The organism is Anaeromyxobacter sp. (assembly GCA_016718565.1).
GTDB lineage: Bacteria > Myxococcota > Myxococcia > Myxococcales > Anaeromyxobacteraceae > JADKCZ01.
This window is the reverse complement of the sequence record JADKCZ010000018.1, coordinates 340,285-355,964: the sequence shown is the minus strand read 5'-3', so window position 1 is coordinate 355,964 and position 15,680 is coordinate 340,285. Positions and strand designations below refer to the sequence as shown.

Annotated in this window: 7 protein-coding genes and 2 pseudogenes; 2 read left to right on the top strand and 7 right to left on the bottom strand. The window is 68.8% G+C overall.

Going from position 1 to position 15,680, the window contains the following annotated elements; all coding sequences use genetic code 11:
• Window positions 1-191: 191 nt before the first annotated feature.
• The 5 genes and pseudogenes from IPO09_20645 to IPO09_20625 all read right to left on the bottom strand — a co-directional run bounded on the left by IPO09_20645 (window position 192) and on the right by IPO09_20625 (window position 7,343).
• A complete protein-coding gene (locus IPO09_20645; protein MBK9519687.1) occupies window positions 192-2,429 on the bottom strand; it encodes a carboxypeptidase regulatory-like domain-containing protein in 2,238 nt (745 codons plus the stop codon).
• Window positions 2,430-2,976: 547 nt separating this feature from the next.
• Window positions 2,977-3,789, bottom strand: coding sequence for a PD-(D/E)XK nuclease family protein (locus IPO09_20640; GenBank protein ID MBK9519686.1), 813 nt, complete (start codon window positions 3,787-3,789; stop codon window positions 2,977-2,979).
• A gap of 1 nt (window position 3,790) precedes the next feature.
• Window positions 3,791-4,609 carry a hypothetical protein gene (locus IPO09_20635; GenBank protein MBK9519685.1) on the bottom strand — a complete coding sequence of 273 codons (819 nt, stop codon included), beginning with the start codon at window positions 4,607-4,609 and terminating at the stop codon, window positions 3,791-3,793.
• 327 nt (window positions 4,610-4,936) lie between these two features.
• Window positions 4,937-6,210: pseudogene (locus tag IPO09_20630) on the bottom strand (VWA domain-containing protein).
• On the bottom strand, window positions 6,207-7,343 hold the full coding sequence (locus tag IPO09_20625; GenBank protein MBK9519684.1) for an AAA family ATPase: 1,137 nt from the start codon (window positions 7,341-7,343) through the stop codon (window positions 6,207-6,209). The pseudogene IPO09_20630 and the gene IPO09_20625 overlap by 4 nt, the downstream one beginning before the upstream one ends.
• A 229-nt stretch (window positions 7,344-7,572) precedes the next feature.
• Here IPO09_20625 and IPO09_20620 point away from each other — a divergent pair, with 229 nt between their 5' ends.
• Complete coding sequence (locus IPO09_20620) at window positions 7,573-7,905, top strand: hypothetical protein (GenBank protein ID MBK9519683.1); 333 nt, start codon at window positions 7,573-7,575, stop codon at window positions 7,903-7,905.
• A 39-nt stretch (window positions 7,906-7,944) separates the two neighbouring features.
• Here the strand turns inward: IPO09_20620 and IPO09_20615 are convergent, their stop codons facing one another.
• Window positions 7,945-8,817 carry a hypothetical protein gene (locus IPO09_20615; GenBank protein MBK9519682.1) on the bottom strand — a complete coding sequence of 291 codons (873 nt, stop codon included), beginning with the start codon at window positions 8,815-8,817 and terminating at the stop codon, window positions 7,945-7,947.
• A 288-nt stretch (window positions 8,818-9,105) separates the two neighbouring features.
• Window positions 9,106-9,882: a hypothetical protein gene (locus IPO09_20610; protein MBK9519681.1), complete on the bottom strand. Its 777-nt coding sequence runs from the start codon at window positions 9,880-9,882 to the stop codon at window positions 9,106-9,108.
• 451 nt (window positions 9,883-10,333) lie between these two features.
• Here IPO09_20610 and IPO09_20605 point away from each other — a divergent pair.
• Window positions 10,334-15,680: pseudogene (locus tag IPO09_20605) on the top strand (DEAD/DEAH box helicase).

The window sequence follows — 15,680 nt, the reverse complement described above, 5'->3', positions numbered from 1 at the left end:
TGATAGCGCCGCTGACCGTGCCAGAGATGGAGTAGGTCGTTGCGGGCGGAGTCCCGCCACCGCCTCCACCCCCGCAGGCGAGCAGGGCCGACGTGACCAGCAACGCCCCAAACACGCCTGCAATCCGAAGGCTCCGTGTCATAGGCCCTCCCTCGTGAAGTTCCCGACTTGCCGTTGATCCGGCTTGGTGGTCAGGGTCGGAAGTGCAGGATGGTACCGCTATAGCCCACCGCCCAGACGTCGCTTGCGGAAGTGCCCCACAATGCCTGGAGCGGCCTCTCCGTCACGGGAGCAAGGTTCGACCACGCGGTGCCATCCCAGTGCATCAAGACACCGGCGTAGAAGGGTCCTAGGCCATCGTAACCAACAATCCAGACGTCGCTCGCCGAGCTCCCCCAGACGTCCCCAAGGTACATGGTCGACCTACTCGTCACAGTCGACCACGCGGCGCCATTCCAGTGAGAGATCGTGCCACGCCCCACAGCCCAAACGTCGCTCGCGGAGCTTCCCCAGATGCGCGCGTGCGCGCGTGTCGTCCCACTCGCCACGCTCGACCACGCTGTGCCGTTCCATCGCAAGATCGTGCCGTTGTCGCCAACTGCCCATACGTCGCTCGCCGAGCTCCCCCAGACGCCTGACAGGTTTGACTCCGTCCCACTCACCTCGCTCGACCACGCGGTGCCGTTCCAGTGCAGGATCGTGCCGCCACTGCCCACCGCCCAGACGTCGCTCGCCGAGCTCCCCCAAACGCTCTCGAGGTACGGTGCCCCCGCACTCGTCCCGCCCGACCAAACGCTACCGTTCCAGTGCAGGATCACGTAAGGGCCCACCGCCCAGACGTCGCTCGCCGAGCTACCCCAGACACCCGAGAGCCAGGCCCCCGTCCCACTCGCCACGCTGGACCACGCGGTGCCGTTCGAGTGTAGGATCGTGCCGTTGTTGCCAACGGCCCAGATGTCGCTCGTTGAACTGCCCCAGACGCCCGAGAGGTCAAAGGTGAACCCGCTCGTCACGGACCACGCGGTGCCATTCCAGTGCAGGATCGTGCCGTTGTCACCAACGGCCCAGATGTCGCTCGCCGAGCTGCCCCAGATGCCCGAGAGGTGCTCGGCCGTTCCACTCGCCACGCCCGACCAAACGGTCCCGTTCCAGTGCAGGACAGTGCTGTTGTTCCCAACTGCCCAGACGTCGCTCGTTGAACTGCCCCAGACGCCCGAGAGGTCAATCGTGTACCCGCCCGTCGCCGACCATGCGGTGCCGTTCCAGTGCAGGATCGTGCCGCTCTTGCCAACGGCCCAGATGTCGCTCGCCGAACTGCCCCAGATGCTCGAGAGGTGCTGGGCCGTCCCACTCGCCACGCTCGACCACACGGTGCCGTTCGAGTGAAGGATCGTACCGTTGTAGCCAACGGACCACACGTCGCTGGTCGAACTCCCCCAGACGCCTGACAGGTTCGACCCCGTCCCACTTGCCACGCTCGACCACGCGGTGCCGTTCCAGTGCAGGATCGTGCCGCCACTGCCCACCGCCCAGACGTCGTTCGCCGAGCTACCCCAGACACCCGAGAGCCAAGCCCCCGTCCCACTCGCCACGCTGGACCACGCGGTGCCGTTCGAGTGTAGGATCGTGCCGTTGTTGCCAACGGCCCAGACGTCGATGTTCGAACTGCCCCAGATGTCCGAGAGGTACTCAGTCAATCCACTGGTCACCCTCGTCCACTCGCTGCCATTCAAGTGCAGGATGGACCCCAAATCGCCTACCGCCCAGGCGTCGCCTGCCGAACTGCCCCAGACCCTGCGAAGGCCGTTTCCCTGAGGCCGAGGATTCTCCCAGGACCAAGTGCCTGCCGTGAAGTTCTTCTCGAAGACGTCCGCGCCATTGATCGTCGCGGGGCTGCTCGTCGGCGAAAAGGTGTGACCTGCAAGCGATGGCGTAACGGTGTAGTTGCCATTTGCGAGATCGGCAAAGGCGTAGAAGCCCGCCCCGTCGGTCGTGGTGACGGCACTGCTGGTGCCGGTGAGCGCAATGGTGACCCCCGACACGACCGCACCGGAGATGGTCCCGGAGATGCTGTAGGTGTTCGGCACCGACGTCGCGGCGAAGTCCCGCCCCGTCACGTTCGCCCCGTTCACCGGTACGACCAGGCTCGTTGGGGAGAAAGTGAATCCAGAGAGCGACGGCGTGACCGTGTAACTGCCGTTGGCCAGGCCGGCGAAGCTGTAGGTTCCCGCGCCACCAGTCGTGGTCGTCGCGCTGCTAGCCCCAGACAGGGTCACCGTCACGCCCGAGGCGACCGCGCCGCTCACCGTGCCGCGGATGGAGTAGGTAGTCGCGGGCGGCGTCCCGCCGCTGCCTCCACCCCCGCAGGCTGAAAGGGCAAGGCCGCCAAGAAGAACTGCAAGTGCAAGCCCGCGTGTCGCAGTCAGCATGCGCCGCCCCCTGTGGTGTAGACACGTACCCTACCCAAAGTTGAAGTGGCCCCGTCTTGACCGGCATCATGTGAGCGAGTCCCGTGAGTACCTGAGGTTCCAATCTTCTTCCTTGGGAGGTCGGTCCTCCCCAGGTACATCGTTCGAAACCCGTTGCGATTCGGCAGATTGGCGTCGACCCGCCGCAGAGCACCGGGCATTCCGAGAAGAGGTAAAGGGCGGCGCGAGCCCCGAATGAGCACGCCGCGCCGGCCCTACTTTCTGCTCCTCCCGCCGGACGGTGACGCTTCGTAGCGGATCAGGTCTTCCTGCTCGTCGCTGGGGTCGGCGTTGTTGTGCGGCGCCCAGAAGCGCTCCACTGGGAGCCGCCCACGGGCCGCCCGGCCCAGGTCACGCAGCCGAACGGCTACCAGGGTGAGCACGGCAACCACCTGACGCTGCGCGTCGGGCTGGAGGGGGTCCTAAAGTTTCTCGACGTCGAGACGATCTGCGACGAGCTGGACGGCCCGCTCCAGGGCGAGGAGCTCTGCGCTGACGCTCACCGCCTTCACGGCGCGGCCCCGCGGCAGGCGTGGGCATACTGGCAGGAACGGCAAGCCCAGCCGCGCACCGGGTAGGACACGCCGCTGTCGATGGCCTTGAGGACCCCGACCGCGGTGCGGGCGAAGTCCTCCTCGTCGCCGTCGTCACGCACGACATCGGCGACCTGAACCTGGGGCGCCCGGGTCTTCGTCAGAACCTGGAACCTCAAGTGGACCTCGCCCATGCCAGCTGCGCGGGCTGCCATCTTGTAGCCGGTGACCTGGAGATCGAAGCGCAGCTGGTCCTCGGCGTACTTCCGGGCGGCCGTTTTGTGCTCCACGACGATCCTCTTGCCGTCCTCGACGACGACCAGGTCCATGAAGCCGGTGAGCGCCTCCTCGAGCTGGTCGCCCGAGTCCGGGTCGTGAAGCGGGACCGTGAAGGCGAGCTCGACCGCCTCGACTTTCTGGGTGGGGTTGCGCTCCGCGTGCTCAGCGAAGGCGTGAAGCATGCTGATGCCCCTATCGATCATCTGGCGGAGGTCCTCTCCGTCTTCCTCGGCCTGGAGCGGCACCTCGCCCTGGGTAGCTCTCTCCCAGGCGGCGCGGAAGACGTCGAGCATGAGGTCCCGTCGGAGCGGGCTCCCCGTGCTCTTGATCTCCTGGTAGTGGGCGGCGAGCGCCTCATGGATGGCGCTGCCGAAGGCCAGGTTCACTGGCACGAAGGCCGGCGCCACCCCGCGGACGTACTTCAACTCGAACTGGCGCGGGCACCTGAGCCAGCACTTCACCTGCGAGACGCTGGTGTAGAGCCCGTCCGGCATCTTGGGCCGGGCCATGTCAGCCCTCCGCCCCGGGCTCGTGCTGCTCCTGGGCCTGCCCGTTGCCGGCCTGGGCCGACATCGCGCTGATGAGCTTGCTGGCCTGGTCCCGGCTGAGGAACTCCGGCTGCGCCCCGAACTGCCCCTTCACGAAGGCGCGGAGGCCCTGGGGGTCGTAGCCGAGCTTCCTGGCGATGGCCTGGATGGCGCCGAGCTGCTTCGAGGTGAGCCGGTTCCGGCTGGGCGCCGGGGGCGCCTGGGGCGGCCGGGGCTGCTGCTGGACCTGCTGGGCCGGCTGCTGGGAAACCTGGCCCTGGACCACCGGCGCGGGGGCCGGAGCGGGGCGCGGGGTGGGCAGCGTCGAGATGGTGCCGCCGTCGGAGGAGTGCTCCGGCGGCAGGTTGTCGTCATCGAGCGTGCCCTCATAGGCCTGCCTGCCGCAGCCGAACATCGCCGCGCCCTTCTTCAGCGCGTTCGTGTAGGCGCCCTTCCTCGCGTCGGCCTCGGAGGCGGCAACGTTGCCGCCGTCGGCAAGGGACTCCGCCCAGGTGACGAAGGCGCCGTCGACCCACTCGCCGAGTTCGAGGGTCAGGTCGCAGATCGCCTCGAAGGCCGTGCGACCGTTGGCCCGGGTGATCTCCTTCACGGTTACGGTGCGGTGGGCGCGCCAGTTTCCGAGCCCGACGACCTCGTTCAGGCGCGCGGTGATGAAGGCGTAGCCGATCCCGCTGGTGTCGTATCCGCGGCCCGTGACTCGGCCGTCGGTCCTCTGGATGCAGTGCTCCGGGAACGGCGCGGCGAGCGCCGCGTAGATCTTCCTCTTCTCCTCGTTCGTCATGGTGGTGCTCCTCGGGCGACTTGGCGCCCATGAACGGCGAAGGCCCCGCGCTCACGTCGAGCCGGGGCCTCCACCTGGCTGAACCGCGTGCTGCTGCTACTTGAAGAACAACAGGGCGCGCCCCGGCACTGGCGACGCGCCCCCGGCTACCGCTTGCCCTTCGTCTTCGTTGTGAGCTCCGCCACGATCTCGAGCAAGACGGCCGCGGCGATCTTCTTCGCAACCCTCGACGCCAGGAACGCCAGGATGATGGGCACGAAGCACCTCCTCTCCAGGCAGGCCTGCCTTGGTAGGTTGAGGAGGCGCAGCGGCGCCGAACAGGTGCCGCTACTCGCCGAAGAGCTGCTCGGCGCTCGCGTCGTCGATGCTGGTGAGGTCGGTGACGACCTGGATCTGGTCGCACCACGGCTCGAGCCACTGCTGCTCGACGCCGATGCCGAGGCCCAAGGTCTCGACGTTGAGCCTCGTGGCCCGCTCCCGGAGCTTCGGGGCCATCTGGGCGTCGCTCCCGCCGTCGGTTACCAGGACCAAGTCTGCCTTCTTGAGCTGACCCTCGTGCTCCTGGATCAGCTCGAGGCCCCGGGCGACGGCGTCGGCGATCTCGGTGCCCCCGGCGCAGCCCGTGAAGAGCGCCGCCTCGGGGAGCGCCTCACCGGGCTTCACCACCGTCTCGAACTTCACGCGGTAGTCGAACGCAACCAGCGCGAACGGGCGGCGTTCCCGCTGGGCCTGGTCGAGCAGCGCCAGGGCGAGCGCCGTGGCCCAGACGTCCCTCGGCCCGTCCATCGAGCCGGACTTGTCGAGGAGCACCACCAGCGGCCCCTTGCCCAGCGGCTGGTTGCCGATGAGCTGGTACTGCATCGCCTGGCGCTCCAGCAGGTTCTTGAGGAGCAGCAGGCGGCGGGTGCGGTGGGTGAGCTGCATGAGCTCGGACGGCAGGAGCCGGCCCAGGTCGGCCCCCTGCTCGATGTCGCTGATCTCGTCGGCGCCGTGCTTCAGCTTCTGGCGGCGCTTGGAGGCGGCGATGCGCTTGAACCTGCCCGCGAGGAGGGCGATCTGCTTGAGGCGGGCGTCGGTCTTGAGCCTGGCAGCCAGGGCCCTGATGGACTTGGCCGAGAGCTGGCCGCCGTTGGCGGTGCTCGTCCCCGGCATCCCAGCCATCCCGACCTCGGCGAGCCCCTCCAAGGTGTCCCTGAGCTCATCTACGGCCTGGGACGCCTTCTCGCAGGCCGAGCCAATGGAGCGCCTGATGTTCTCCGGCGCCTGCTGCTGCGGATCGGTGGGCACCTGGGGCTTGAGCACGGCCATCAACGTCTCGACCGCCGTGCCGGCGGCCATGGCCTCGCCTGGCACTCGGCGACGAGGCGCCCGAAGGCGGGCAGCTCCTCGCACGCCTTGTGGACGCCCTCGGCCCAGGTCTTGAGCTTCGGGTCCTGCTGGCGGGCGGGGAGCCGGGTCAGCTCGCCCGAGTAGAGCCGGTCGAAGACCTCGTCCTCGAACTTGGTAACGGGGCTGTCCCGGTCCCCGGCGACCTCCAGGCCCCGGGCATCCCGGTGGAGGTAGGCGTGCCACCGTGGCACGTCATAGATGACCCGTTTCACCGGGCGCTCCGGAGCCCCAGGCCGGCGCTCACGGTCCTCGCGAGGTCCGTGTGGAGGGCCAGGATCTCGTCGTTGGCGTCCTGGATCACCGAGGCGGCGCGACGGCCAGCTCCCTTGGTGAGCTGCGCCAGCTTCTTCTGCTGGGCCTGGAACTGCTCCAGCGCCTGGGCGGCCTGGGCGATGTACTGCTTGCGGTCCCCGGCCTGGAGGGCGGCGACCTTGGCGGCGGTCTCCCTGGAGGCGTCGAGGATCTCGGCCGCCTGGGCGCCCACCGGGTCGGCGAGCTTGCCGACGAGCCGGGCGACCTTGGAACGGTCCTTGGGCTCCCGCCAGAGCGAGTCGACCAGGACGGCCAGGTCCTCGGGCGAGGTCTTCTTCTCGCCGGCCATGAAGGCGACTGCCTGGACGATCTTGAGCGCCTTCTTCCAGCGGCGGTCGCTGGCGATGATCCCCTCGGCCTTGCAGGCGTCGCGGATCTGGATCAGCGCCTCGATGGTCTCGTCGGTGACGGTGACCTTGGCCACCTCGGCCTGCGCCTTCCGCAGGTCCGCCATGGTCATCACCGGCGCGGCCTTGGGATCCGGGGCGGACAGCACCAGCTTGAGGTTGGCCGGCCGCAGCAGGTAGCCCACCTCGAAGCGCACCAGGAAGCGGTCGAAGAGCGCCTCCAGGTCCTTGCCCTCGGGCAGCTCGTTGCTGGCGCCGAACATGGTGACCAGCGGGCAGGCCAGCGGCTGGCCGTCGTTGTGGAAGACGCGCTCGTTCACGAGCGTGAGCATCGAGTTCAGGATCGCGGAGTTGGCCTTGAAGATCTCGTCGATGAACGCGAACTCGGCCTCGGGCAGCTTGCCGGTGACGACGCGGGCGAAGCGGTCCTGCTCCAGGGCCTTCAGCGAGATCGCGCCGAAGAGCTCCTCGGGCGTGGAGAACTTGGTGAGCAGGCGCTCGAAGTAGCTGCCGCCGAACGCCTGGGCGATGGCGCGGGCCAGCGCCGACTTGGCGGTGCCCGGCGGGCCGAGGAGCAGGACGTGCTCGCCGGCCAGGACGGCGGCCAGGGCGCCGTCGATGACGTCCTTGCGCTCGGGGAAGCGGACACTGAGGTCAGTGCGGAGGCTGAAGATTGGCTGGTTCACTTGGAACTCCGGAAAGAATGTGGAGGTTCAACAGGTTGGGTGCTCATCGCGTTTCGGTTGTGGAATCGAGAGTTGACGGGGGCGGAAGCATGGCTAGGATTCACTCGGCGCTCACCCACGCCGAAGCCCCGACAGCCCGCACCCACCGGGCTCGCAAGATGGGGACAAAGGGGGTTCAGTCCCTCGGGTCGGATGTCCGGATCGACCGCTCGCGTGAATGCGGGTGTGGGTGACCTGGTTCACGTTTGAGGCGTCGATGACCAACCACAGGAAGTTCAAGGACGTGATCCGCCAGAGGGCGGCGAAGACGGGCGAGAGCTTCACCACGGCGAAGATGCACCTAGAGGCGCAGCGGCCTAGGAGTGCGGAGGAAGCGCGGCCGGAAGATCAGGCGCCGCTGGCAGTGCCGGACTTGCCGCCAGCGGATGAGGTGGGTGTCCCTCCGACGCTCTGCCCTGGTTGCAGGAAGAACACCGCCAACCCCAGTGACCCGTACCTCTACTGCGACAGGTGTTCGTTCGAGAGAGCCGGGATCGACCATTCGCCGGACTACTGGGACTAGAAATGGCATCCTCGGCGTAGGGCCGTGCCACCAGTGGCCCTACGCCGCCCTCTGGTTCAGCAGGCTCTCGACGCTGGAGGTGAGTTCGGCCAGGGTTGTCTCCAGGTCGGCCACGTGGACTTGAAGCACGTCGCGGTACAGGTTGGCGCGGGCCTGGAGCCCCTCGAACGCATCGAGGCGACGGACCAATGTGGACGGACGATCTGGCGGCGAGACCAAGAATCCCTCGACCTCAGCCTTGAGCGCGGCGAGCTCGTCCTCGATGGCCAGCTTGGCGGCGTCGCCCAGGGTCCGATTGGCGTCGGCCGAGGAGTGGACCGGCAGAAGGTAGACCCGGGAGTTGCCGATCTTCTCGATGGCGCCCTGGAGCCGCCGGACGGTCTCGGCGTAGGGCGCGGGCACCCAGTAGACCCCGCCGTGGTCGCGCAGGGTGACGGCCGCGCAGCCGTCGAGGGCCTTCATCATGGCGCGGCGGACGTCGTCGGCGGTGTGGGTGGACCGCAGCTCGCCGAAGCGGGTGGCGATGACGCCGGCCAGGTCGTGGCCGACGATGTCGCTGGAGACGGACTCGACCTTGCGGTCGAGGATGACGCGGGTCTCCTGCTGGTAGCTGATGCTGCCGTCGGTGTGCTTGGTCTCGCGCACCACGGCGAAGACGATCTCTGCCTCGTCCTCCTTGCCGAGCCTGATGAGCCGGTCGGGCTGCCCGACGGCGGCCTCCCGGACGGCGGCCTTGAGCGCCTTCTCTGCCGTGGGCGGGTCGGGCAGGTACTCCGGCGCGAGTTGCGCGCCGGACCAGATGTTCTCCAGCGTGGACCTGTCGATGCGGGCTTCGGCGAGGGTCCACCAGATGAGGTCGCCGAGGTGCTGGCCGCCCTTGTTCAGGACGGTGGTGAGCTTGTCGAAGGTCATGGTGACCTCCTGGTCGCGCCCGAGGAGCGCGAGGTAGTAGGGGAGCCCGCGGCAGGACGCAGCGGGTGGACGCACGACCTCGGCCACGCGTCGGCAAGAGCCACTGCCACAGGCTTATCCCGAAGCCCCCTCGCGAATTGCTAGGCCTACCGGCCGTTCGATCGACCCCCCGGGGGGAGGGGCACAGAGGGGTCCCCAGCGCCGGGGCCACCTGGAAAAGTCGAGGGCGCCACCCAGTGATGGCGCCCTCTTGGTGCGACGTCTGACGTGTCTCGACGTTGAGACTCTCTACCTAGCGAGCCGTGCGGTGCGGGAGTCGCTGGGCAGCTCGGCTGCGTTAGCGGCCAGCAGGCGGCGGACGGCCACCACGATGGACTCGCATGAGCCAGCCAGTGCCTTGAGCGCGTCGGCCCCCTCCGGGGAGAGGGTGCTCGGGCTGGCCTTGGTGATCTCATCGAGCAGCGAGGTGTTCTCCACGGCCATATCCTTGGCCCTGGCCCAGGCGCCGGCGGAGCTCGGCGCCGTGCGCACTGGCTTGGATGTGCGGCCCGCCGTGGTGGGAGCCTTCGAGCCGATGATGCTTCGGAGCGCCCGGACCGAGAGCGACGACCTGATCGCCTCTTCGATCAGGCTGTCGCGGTCCGCTGGCTGGTTCACGCGAGCCAGCAGTTCCAGGTGCGACCAGGAGAGCGCGTATCCCTTGGCGCTATGCGGCTTGATGAGCCTTTCGAGCGTGGACCAGTCCGGCCACACAGCGGCGACGTCGGCCCACCTGTAGAGGGACGCGCGATCGAAACCGACCTCGTCGGCCAGGCAGTTGACCGCGCCCTTCCGCGCCTTGTCCTTGTTGCCGACGATCCTGTGCACGAGCAGCGCGATCTCGTGCTTTGCGACGACGTCCTGCTCGCGGAAGCCGGTGAGCCAGGCCCTGAGGCGCTCGATGTCCGCTCGTAGTGCGTCGGGGGTGGCATGGCTGACGGAGTCCCGTCGCAGGTGGGCGGAGCTTGCGCTGGAGGGAGTGGTGGAGGGCTTGATGGGAATTGCAGCGGCCTGATTCTTCTTCATGGCGTGCCTCGGGCGAACTGCTGGAACGCAGCTCGTTGGAAGTGGGGTGGCACGCGGTAGGGCGACTGAGAGCATGTCGAGATCGCTCAAAGCGATCGACGCGCATGATCTCGATGAAGCTTGCTGCCCTGCCGGTACGCGGTCAGCTGCGCCTGCAACCACAGGCGCGCGACCGAGGGTCACTCCGAGGCCGAACTTCCACTTCAGGCGAACACTCGGACGATGCCGAGGTTCTGGCGCGCAGGCAGCGCGTGGGTCTCACTTCAGGTGGCATTCTCTGATCGGCAGGGCGACTTTGCAAGGGCCCCGTCTGTACCGCGCGCAACGTACCCCCAGGACCCTCGCTAGAGGACGATCAAGCCCCTGATGTCCTTGCGTAGAGTACGATTCGACCCTCGGCCGGGGTGGGTCACATCGAGCCCTCCGGAGCGTCAGATCTTGGCGGGGGCCCATGGACGTCTTCTCACTGCGGGACACGGTCGTCGGCGAGTACAAGCAGTTCGCGACGTCGTTCACGACCATCTTCGCGGAAGATCTCCGGACGCAGATCGAGCGCATCTACTCGGGCGACCGCTACTGGCCTGAGCCACTCATCCAGATCAACCCGAACTTCCAGCCCGGGAAGACGGTCGCCGAGCTGGTGACGGACGGGTCACTCCAGTCGCGCTGCGCCGAGATCTTCCGGCTGCCGGCCACCAAGGCGATCCCCACCGGCGAGGCCCTGTCGCTCCACAAGCACCAGGAGCAGGCCATCGCCATCGCCGGGCAGGGCCAGAGCTACGTGGTCACCACGGGCACCGGCTCCGGCAAGTCGCTCTGCTTCTTCATCCCCATCATCAACGCGGTGCTGGCTGACAAGGGGAAGGGCGGCCGCGCCCGGACCCGCGCCATCGTCATCTACCCGATGAACGCGCTGGCCAACAGCCAGCAGGAGGAGCTGAACAAGTTCGTGGGCAACGTGAAGGGCACCGCGCCGGTCACCTTCGCCCGCTACACCGGCCAGGACGACACCGAGGAGCGGCAGCGGATCGCCGAGAACCCGCCGGACATCCTGCTCACCAACTTCATGATGCTCGAGCTGCTGATGACCCGGCAGGACGAGCTCGACCGGAAGGTCATCGGGAACTGCGAGGGGCTGCGCTTCCTGGTCCTCGACGAGCTGCACACTTACCGTGGTCGCCAGGGGGCCGACGTGGCGCTCCTGGTGCGCCGCGTCCGGGAGCAGCTCGCCCCGAAGCACCTCCAGTGCATCGGCACGTCGGCGACGATGGCGAGCGGCGGGACGCTGAAGGAGAAGAACCGCGCCGTGGCCGAGGTGGCCTCCAAGCTCTTCGCGACGACCATCGACGAGAGCAACATCATCGTCGAGACCCTGCGGCGGAAGACCGACAAGGCCCAGACGAAGGAGTCGGTACAGCCCCGGCTGGGCCCCGCGCTCGACGCTCCCCTCCCCGAGAAGATCACCGACGCCGAGCTCTACGGCCACCCGCTGGCCATCTGGGTGGAGACCGCGCTCGGCATCGCCTGGTCCGACCCCGACCAGCGCTGGGAACGGGCCAAGCCCCTCACGGTGAAGGAGGCTGCCGAGGCGCTCGCCAAGGTGGCTGGCCGCAACGAGGGCGTCTGCCGGGAGGCGCTGCGGCGCCTGCTCTTGGTCTCCAGCCGCTCGGAGGCGGAGCGGACCGGGAAGGCCGACGCCAGCTCCCGGAGCTTCTTCGCTTTCAAGCTGCACCAGTTCATCTCGGGGGCGGGACACGCCTACGCCACGCTCGAGAAGGCCGGCGCCCGGCTCGTCACCGTGGACGGCCAGCAGTTCCTGCCGGAGGACCCCCAGAAGCGGCTCTACCCGGTCCACTTCTGCCGCAAGTGCGGCCAGGAGTACCACCCGGTCCGGCGTGTCACCGAGGCCGGAACCAAGCAGTTCCTGGCTCGCGACATCGACGACGCACCGCTGGCCAAGGCGGACGATCCGGGAACGCCGGACGATGCGGCAGCGGATGGCGAAGGCGTGTCCGATGGCGAGGAGTACGGCTTCCTGACGCTCAAGCCGGCCGACACCGGCTTCGAGTTCCGCGGCGAGGTCGAGGACTACCCTGAAAGCTGGGTGGAGGCCGCAGCCGATGGCACGCTCCGCCTCAAGGTCCACTACCGCCCGGCCCGCGCCGAGGACGTCCTGGTTGAGCCGACCGGCAAGGAGGGCACCGGCAGCCCGGCCTGGTTCATCCCCGGCAAGTTCCGCTTCTGCCTTCGCTGTGGTGACCTCCAGAGTTCGGCAGCGCGGGACCGCACCCGGCTGGCCTCGCTCTCCGCCGAAGGGCGCAGCTCGGCCACGACCGTCCTGGTCTCCTCCGCGCTCCGCTGGATGCACGCCGGCAAGTCCGGGCTCGAGCCCTCCACCCGCAAGCTGCTCGGCTTCACCGACAACCGCCAGGACGCGGCGCTCCAGGCGGGCCACTTCAACGACTTCCTCTTCGTCAGCCTGATCCGCGCCGGGTTCCTTGGCGCCCTGGAGACTGCCGGGGCGGCCGGCATCCGCAGCGACCAGCTCGGGGACGCGCAGCAGAAGGCGCTCGGCTTCGACCAGCCATTGGCCGCCATCCGCGCCGAGTGGCTGCTCGAGCCGGGGCTCAAGGGCTTCGCGGTGGGAGAGGCCGAGAAGACGCTCCGCGAGGTGCTGGCCTACCGCGTCTGGTTCGATCAGCGTCGAGGGTGGCGCTACACCAACCCGAACCTGGAGCAGCTCGATCTGGTCCGGGTGGACTACCTCGGCCTCGACGAACTGGCCTCCGACGAGGAGCTCTTCGCCGGCGCGCATCAGGTCCTGCGGGATGCCAAGCCGGTGGTCAGGGCCGCGGTCTACCGCAAGCTCTTCGACCACCTCCGCCAATGGATGGCCATCCGCGCCCAGCTTCTCACGCAGACCAACGTGGACCAGCTCCGGTCACAGTCGCACTCCCGGCTTCGGGCGCCGTGGGGGTTGGGGTCCGACGAGCAGCCGCGACCGGCTCGCTGGCTCCTGGTGAACGCACCCAAGAAGAAGACGACCAGGCTCAAGGACGAGGAGCTGATCGTCCGTGGCGGCTCGCGCAGCGCCCTCGGCCGCGTCCTGCGCGCTTCCACGCTATGGGGCGACAACCCAGCCATCCGGGCGCTCAAGGCGGCCGAGTTCGACGAGTTGGTCACCAAGCTGCTCCAGGCGGCCGCCACGCACGGCCTCGTCTCGGAAGAGCCCACGCCGTTCGACGACCAGATGGGCTGGCGCCTGGTCGACGCCTGCATCCTCTTCAAGAAGTCGGTGGCCGGCGGGAGCGGCAGCCCAGTATCCAAGGCCAACACCTTCTTCACCGCGCTCTACCAAGGGCTCGCCGACCTGCTCCGCAAGCCCGGCCACCCGCTCTTCGGCTTCGAGGCCCGAGAGCACACGGCCCAGGTGGAGAAGGAGACCCGGCAGATCCGCGAGAAGCGGTTCCGCTACGGCGAAAAGGAGAAGGCCGACCTCGCCGAGGACGAGAAGCTGCTGCGCGAGATGGGGGAGGCCAACCGCTTCCTGCCGGTCCTGTTCTGCTCCCCGACCATGGAGCTCGGCGTCGACATCTCGGCGCTGAACGCCGTCTACCTCCGCAACATCCCGCCCACGCCGGCCAACTACGCCCAGCGGAGCGGTCGAGCCGGCCGCAGCGGCCAGGCGGCGCTCGTGCTCGCCTACTGCGCGGCCCAGAGCCCCCACGACCAGTTCTTCTTCCGGCAGCCGAAGGAGATGGTCCACGGCGAGGTGCGGCCGCCCCTCCTCGAGCTGGCCAACCGCGACCTGGTTGAGAGCCACCTCCAGGCAGTCTGGCTGGCATGCACGCGCCAGCCGCTCGACCGCTCCATCGCCGAGCTCCTGGTCCTGACCGAGCCCGGCTGGCCGCTCCGGCCAGAGGTCCGCGACCCCATGGTGGCGCCGGGCGTGGCCGTCGAGGCGACGCGGCGCATCGCGAACGTCCTCGACCTCCTCGAGGATGCGCTGCGCGACCGCGAGGCGCGCTGGTACCCTGGGCGAGACGCCTTCGCGGCCGAGGTCGTGAAGCGTGCGGCGGAGCGGTTCGACAACGCCTTCAAGCGCTGGCGGGATCTTCTCTCCGCGGCGGAGGGCCAGCGGGACGGTGCCCGCCGCATCATGGACAGCCACTCGGCATCCTTCGTGGAGAAGCGCGCCGCCAAGGAGCGCGAGCTCCAGGCCTATCGCCCAGATCGGCCTGCTGAAGCAGGGCGACAGCAAGCACTCAAGCGACTTCTACACGTACCGCTACCTCGCCACCGAGGGCTTCCTGCCGGGCTACAACTTCCCGAGGCTGCCGCTCATGGCCTACATCCCGGGCGGCGACGGCGGCGGCCGCCAGGCCTTCCTCCAGCGCCCCCGCTTCCTGGCGCTCTCGGAGTTCGGCCCGCGCAGCCTCGTCTACCATGAGGGGCGCGCCTACCGGGTCGTTCGGGCCATGCTCTCGCTTGGCGGCAAGGAGGGCTCGACGCCCGACGCGCAGCTCCCCACCAAGACGGTCCGCATCTGCCGCAGCTGCGGCGCCGGTCACTTCACGCCGGACCGGTCGACCTGCCACGGCTGCGGGGAGTCGCTTGGCACCGCCGAGATCGTCAACAACGTCTTCCGTATCGAGAACGTGGCGACGCAGCCGGCCGAGCGGATCACCGCCAACGAGGAGGAGCGGCAGCGCCAGGGCTTCGAGCTCCAGACCACCTTCGAGTGGGCGGTCCGCGACCAGGCCCCGGACTTCCTGCCCGGCGCCGCGACCGACGCTGCCGGAGCGGTCCTGAATCTGGCCTATGGCAGCGGCGCCACCATCACCCGGCTCAACAAGGGGCTGCGCCGGCGGGCCGACAAGAAGACCTTCGGCTTCCGCATCGACCCGGTGACCGGCTACTGGGCCAAGAACGTGGACGAATCGGCGGAGGACAAGATCGCCGACCCCACGGCGGCGGCGCGCCAGTGGATCGTCCCCTGCGTGGACGACCGCAAGAACGCCCTCCTGGTCCAGCCCACCGAGGTGGACCTGCCGGAGAACACGCTGGCCACGGTGCAGCACGCGCTCCTGCGCGGCATCGAGGTCCGCTTCCAGCCTCGAGGAGGGGGAGATCCTGGCCGAGCCGATGCCCACCCGATCCGAACGCAACGGCTTCCTCCTCTACGAGGCGACGGAGGGGGGCGCTGGCGTCCTCTCGCGCATCGTGGCGGAGCCGGGATCATCGCCGAGGTGGCGCTGTTTGCTCTGCGGGTGATGCACTTCGATGTCGCGGGAGCGGGTGGCCTGCCCACCGCTCAGTCTGCGCTTACCGACGTGGCCGATACCCGGTGCGTGGCCGCCTGCTACCGCTGCCTCATGTCCTACTTCAACCAGCCCGACCACGAGCTGCTCGACCGGCGGGACGCCAAGGCCCGGGAGCTGCTCCTGCGACTGGCGCGGTCGGTGACCACCTTGAGGGCCCGGGAGACCGCCCCGGCGCTGACCAGCCAGGTCCCCCGGGGGCCGTCCCAGTCCCTGGCTCCGGATCTGGTGACCTGGATGGCCGCGGCCACCGCCCACGGCATGCCGCTCCCGGACGCGGCGCCGCTCGCCGCCGCCGGCGTCGAGGTCCCGCTCGTGTGGCGAGACCATTACGTGGCTGCCTGGTTGGGCGTCCTCGACCCTGCCGCCGCCGGCCGCCTGGCCGACCTCGGGTTCGAGCTCGTCTCCTTCGACGGCCGCGAGGACGCCTGGGCCGCGTCGTTCACGAAGCTCTCCAAGGCCCTCGGACGCACCTAG

Bases quoted from the DNA above. Each gene is read 5' to 3' on its own strand.
- IPO09_20635 (MBK9519685.1), bottom strand. From the start codon at position 4,609: ATGACGAACGAGGAGAAGAGGAAGATCTACGCGGCGCTCGCCGCGCCG.
- IPO09_20640 (MBK9519686.1), bottom strand. From the start codon at position 3,789: ATGGCCCGGCCCAAGATGCCGGACGGGCTCTACACCAGCGTCTCGCAG.
- IPO09_20610 (MBK9519681.1), bottom strand. From the start codon at position 9,882: ATGAAGAAGAATCAGGCCGCTGCAATTCCCATCAAGCCCTCCACCACT.
- IPO09_20615 (MBK9519682.1), bottom strand. From the start codon at position 8,817: ATGACCTTCGACAAGCTCACCACCGTCCTGAACAAGGGCGGCCAGCAC.
- IPO09_20645 (MBK9519687.1), bottom strand. From the start codon at position 2,429: ATGCTGACTGCGACACGCGGGCTTGCACTTGCAGTTCTTCTTGGCGGC.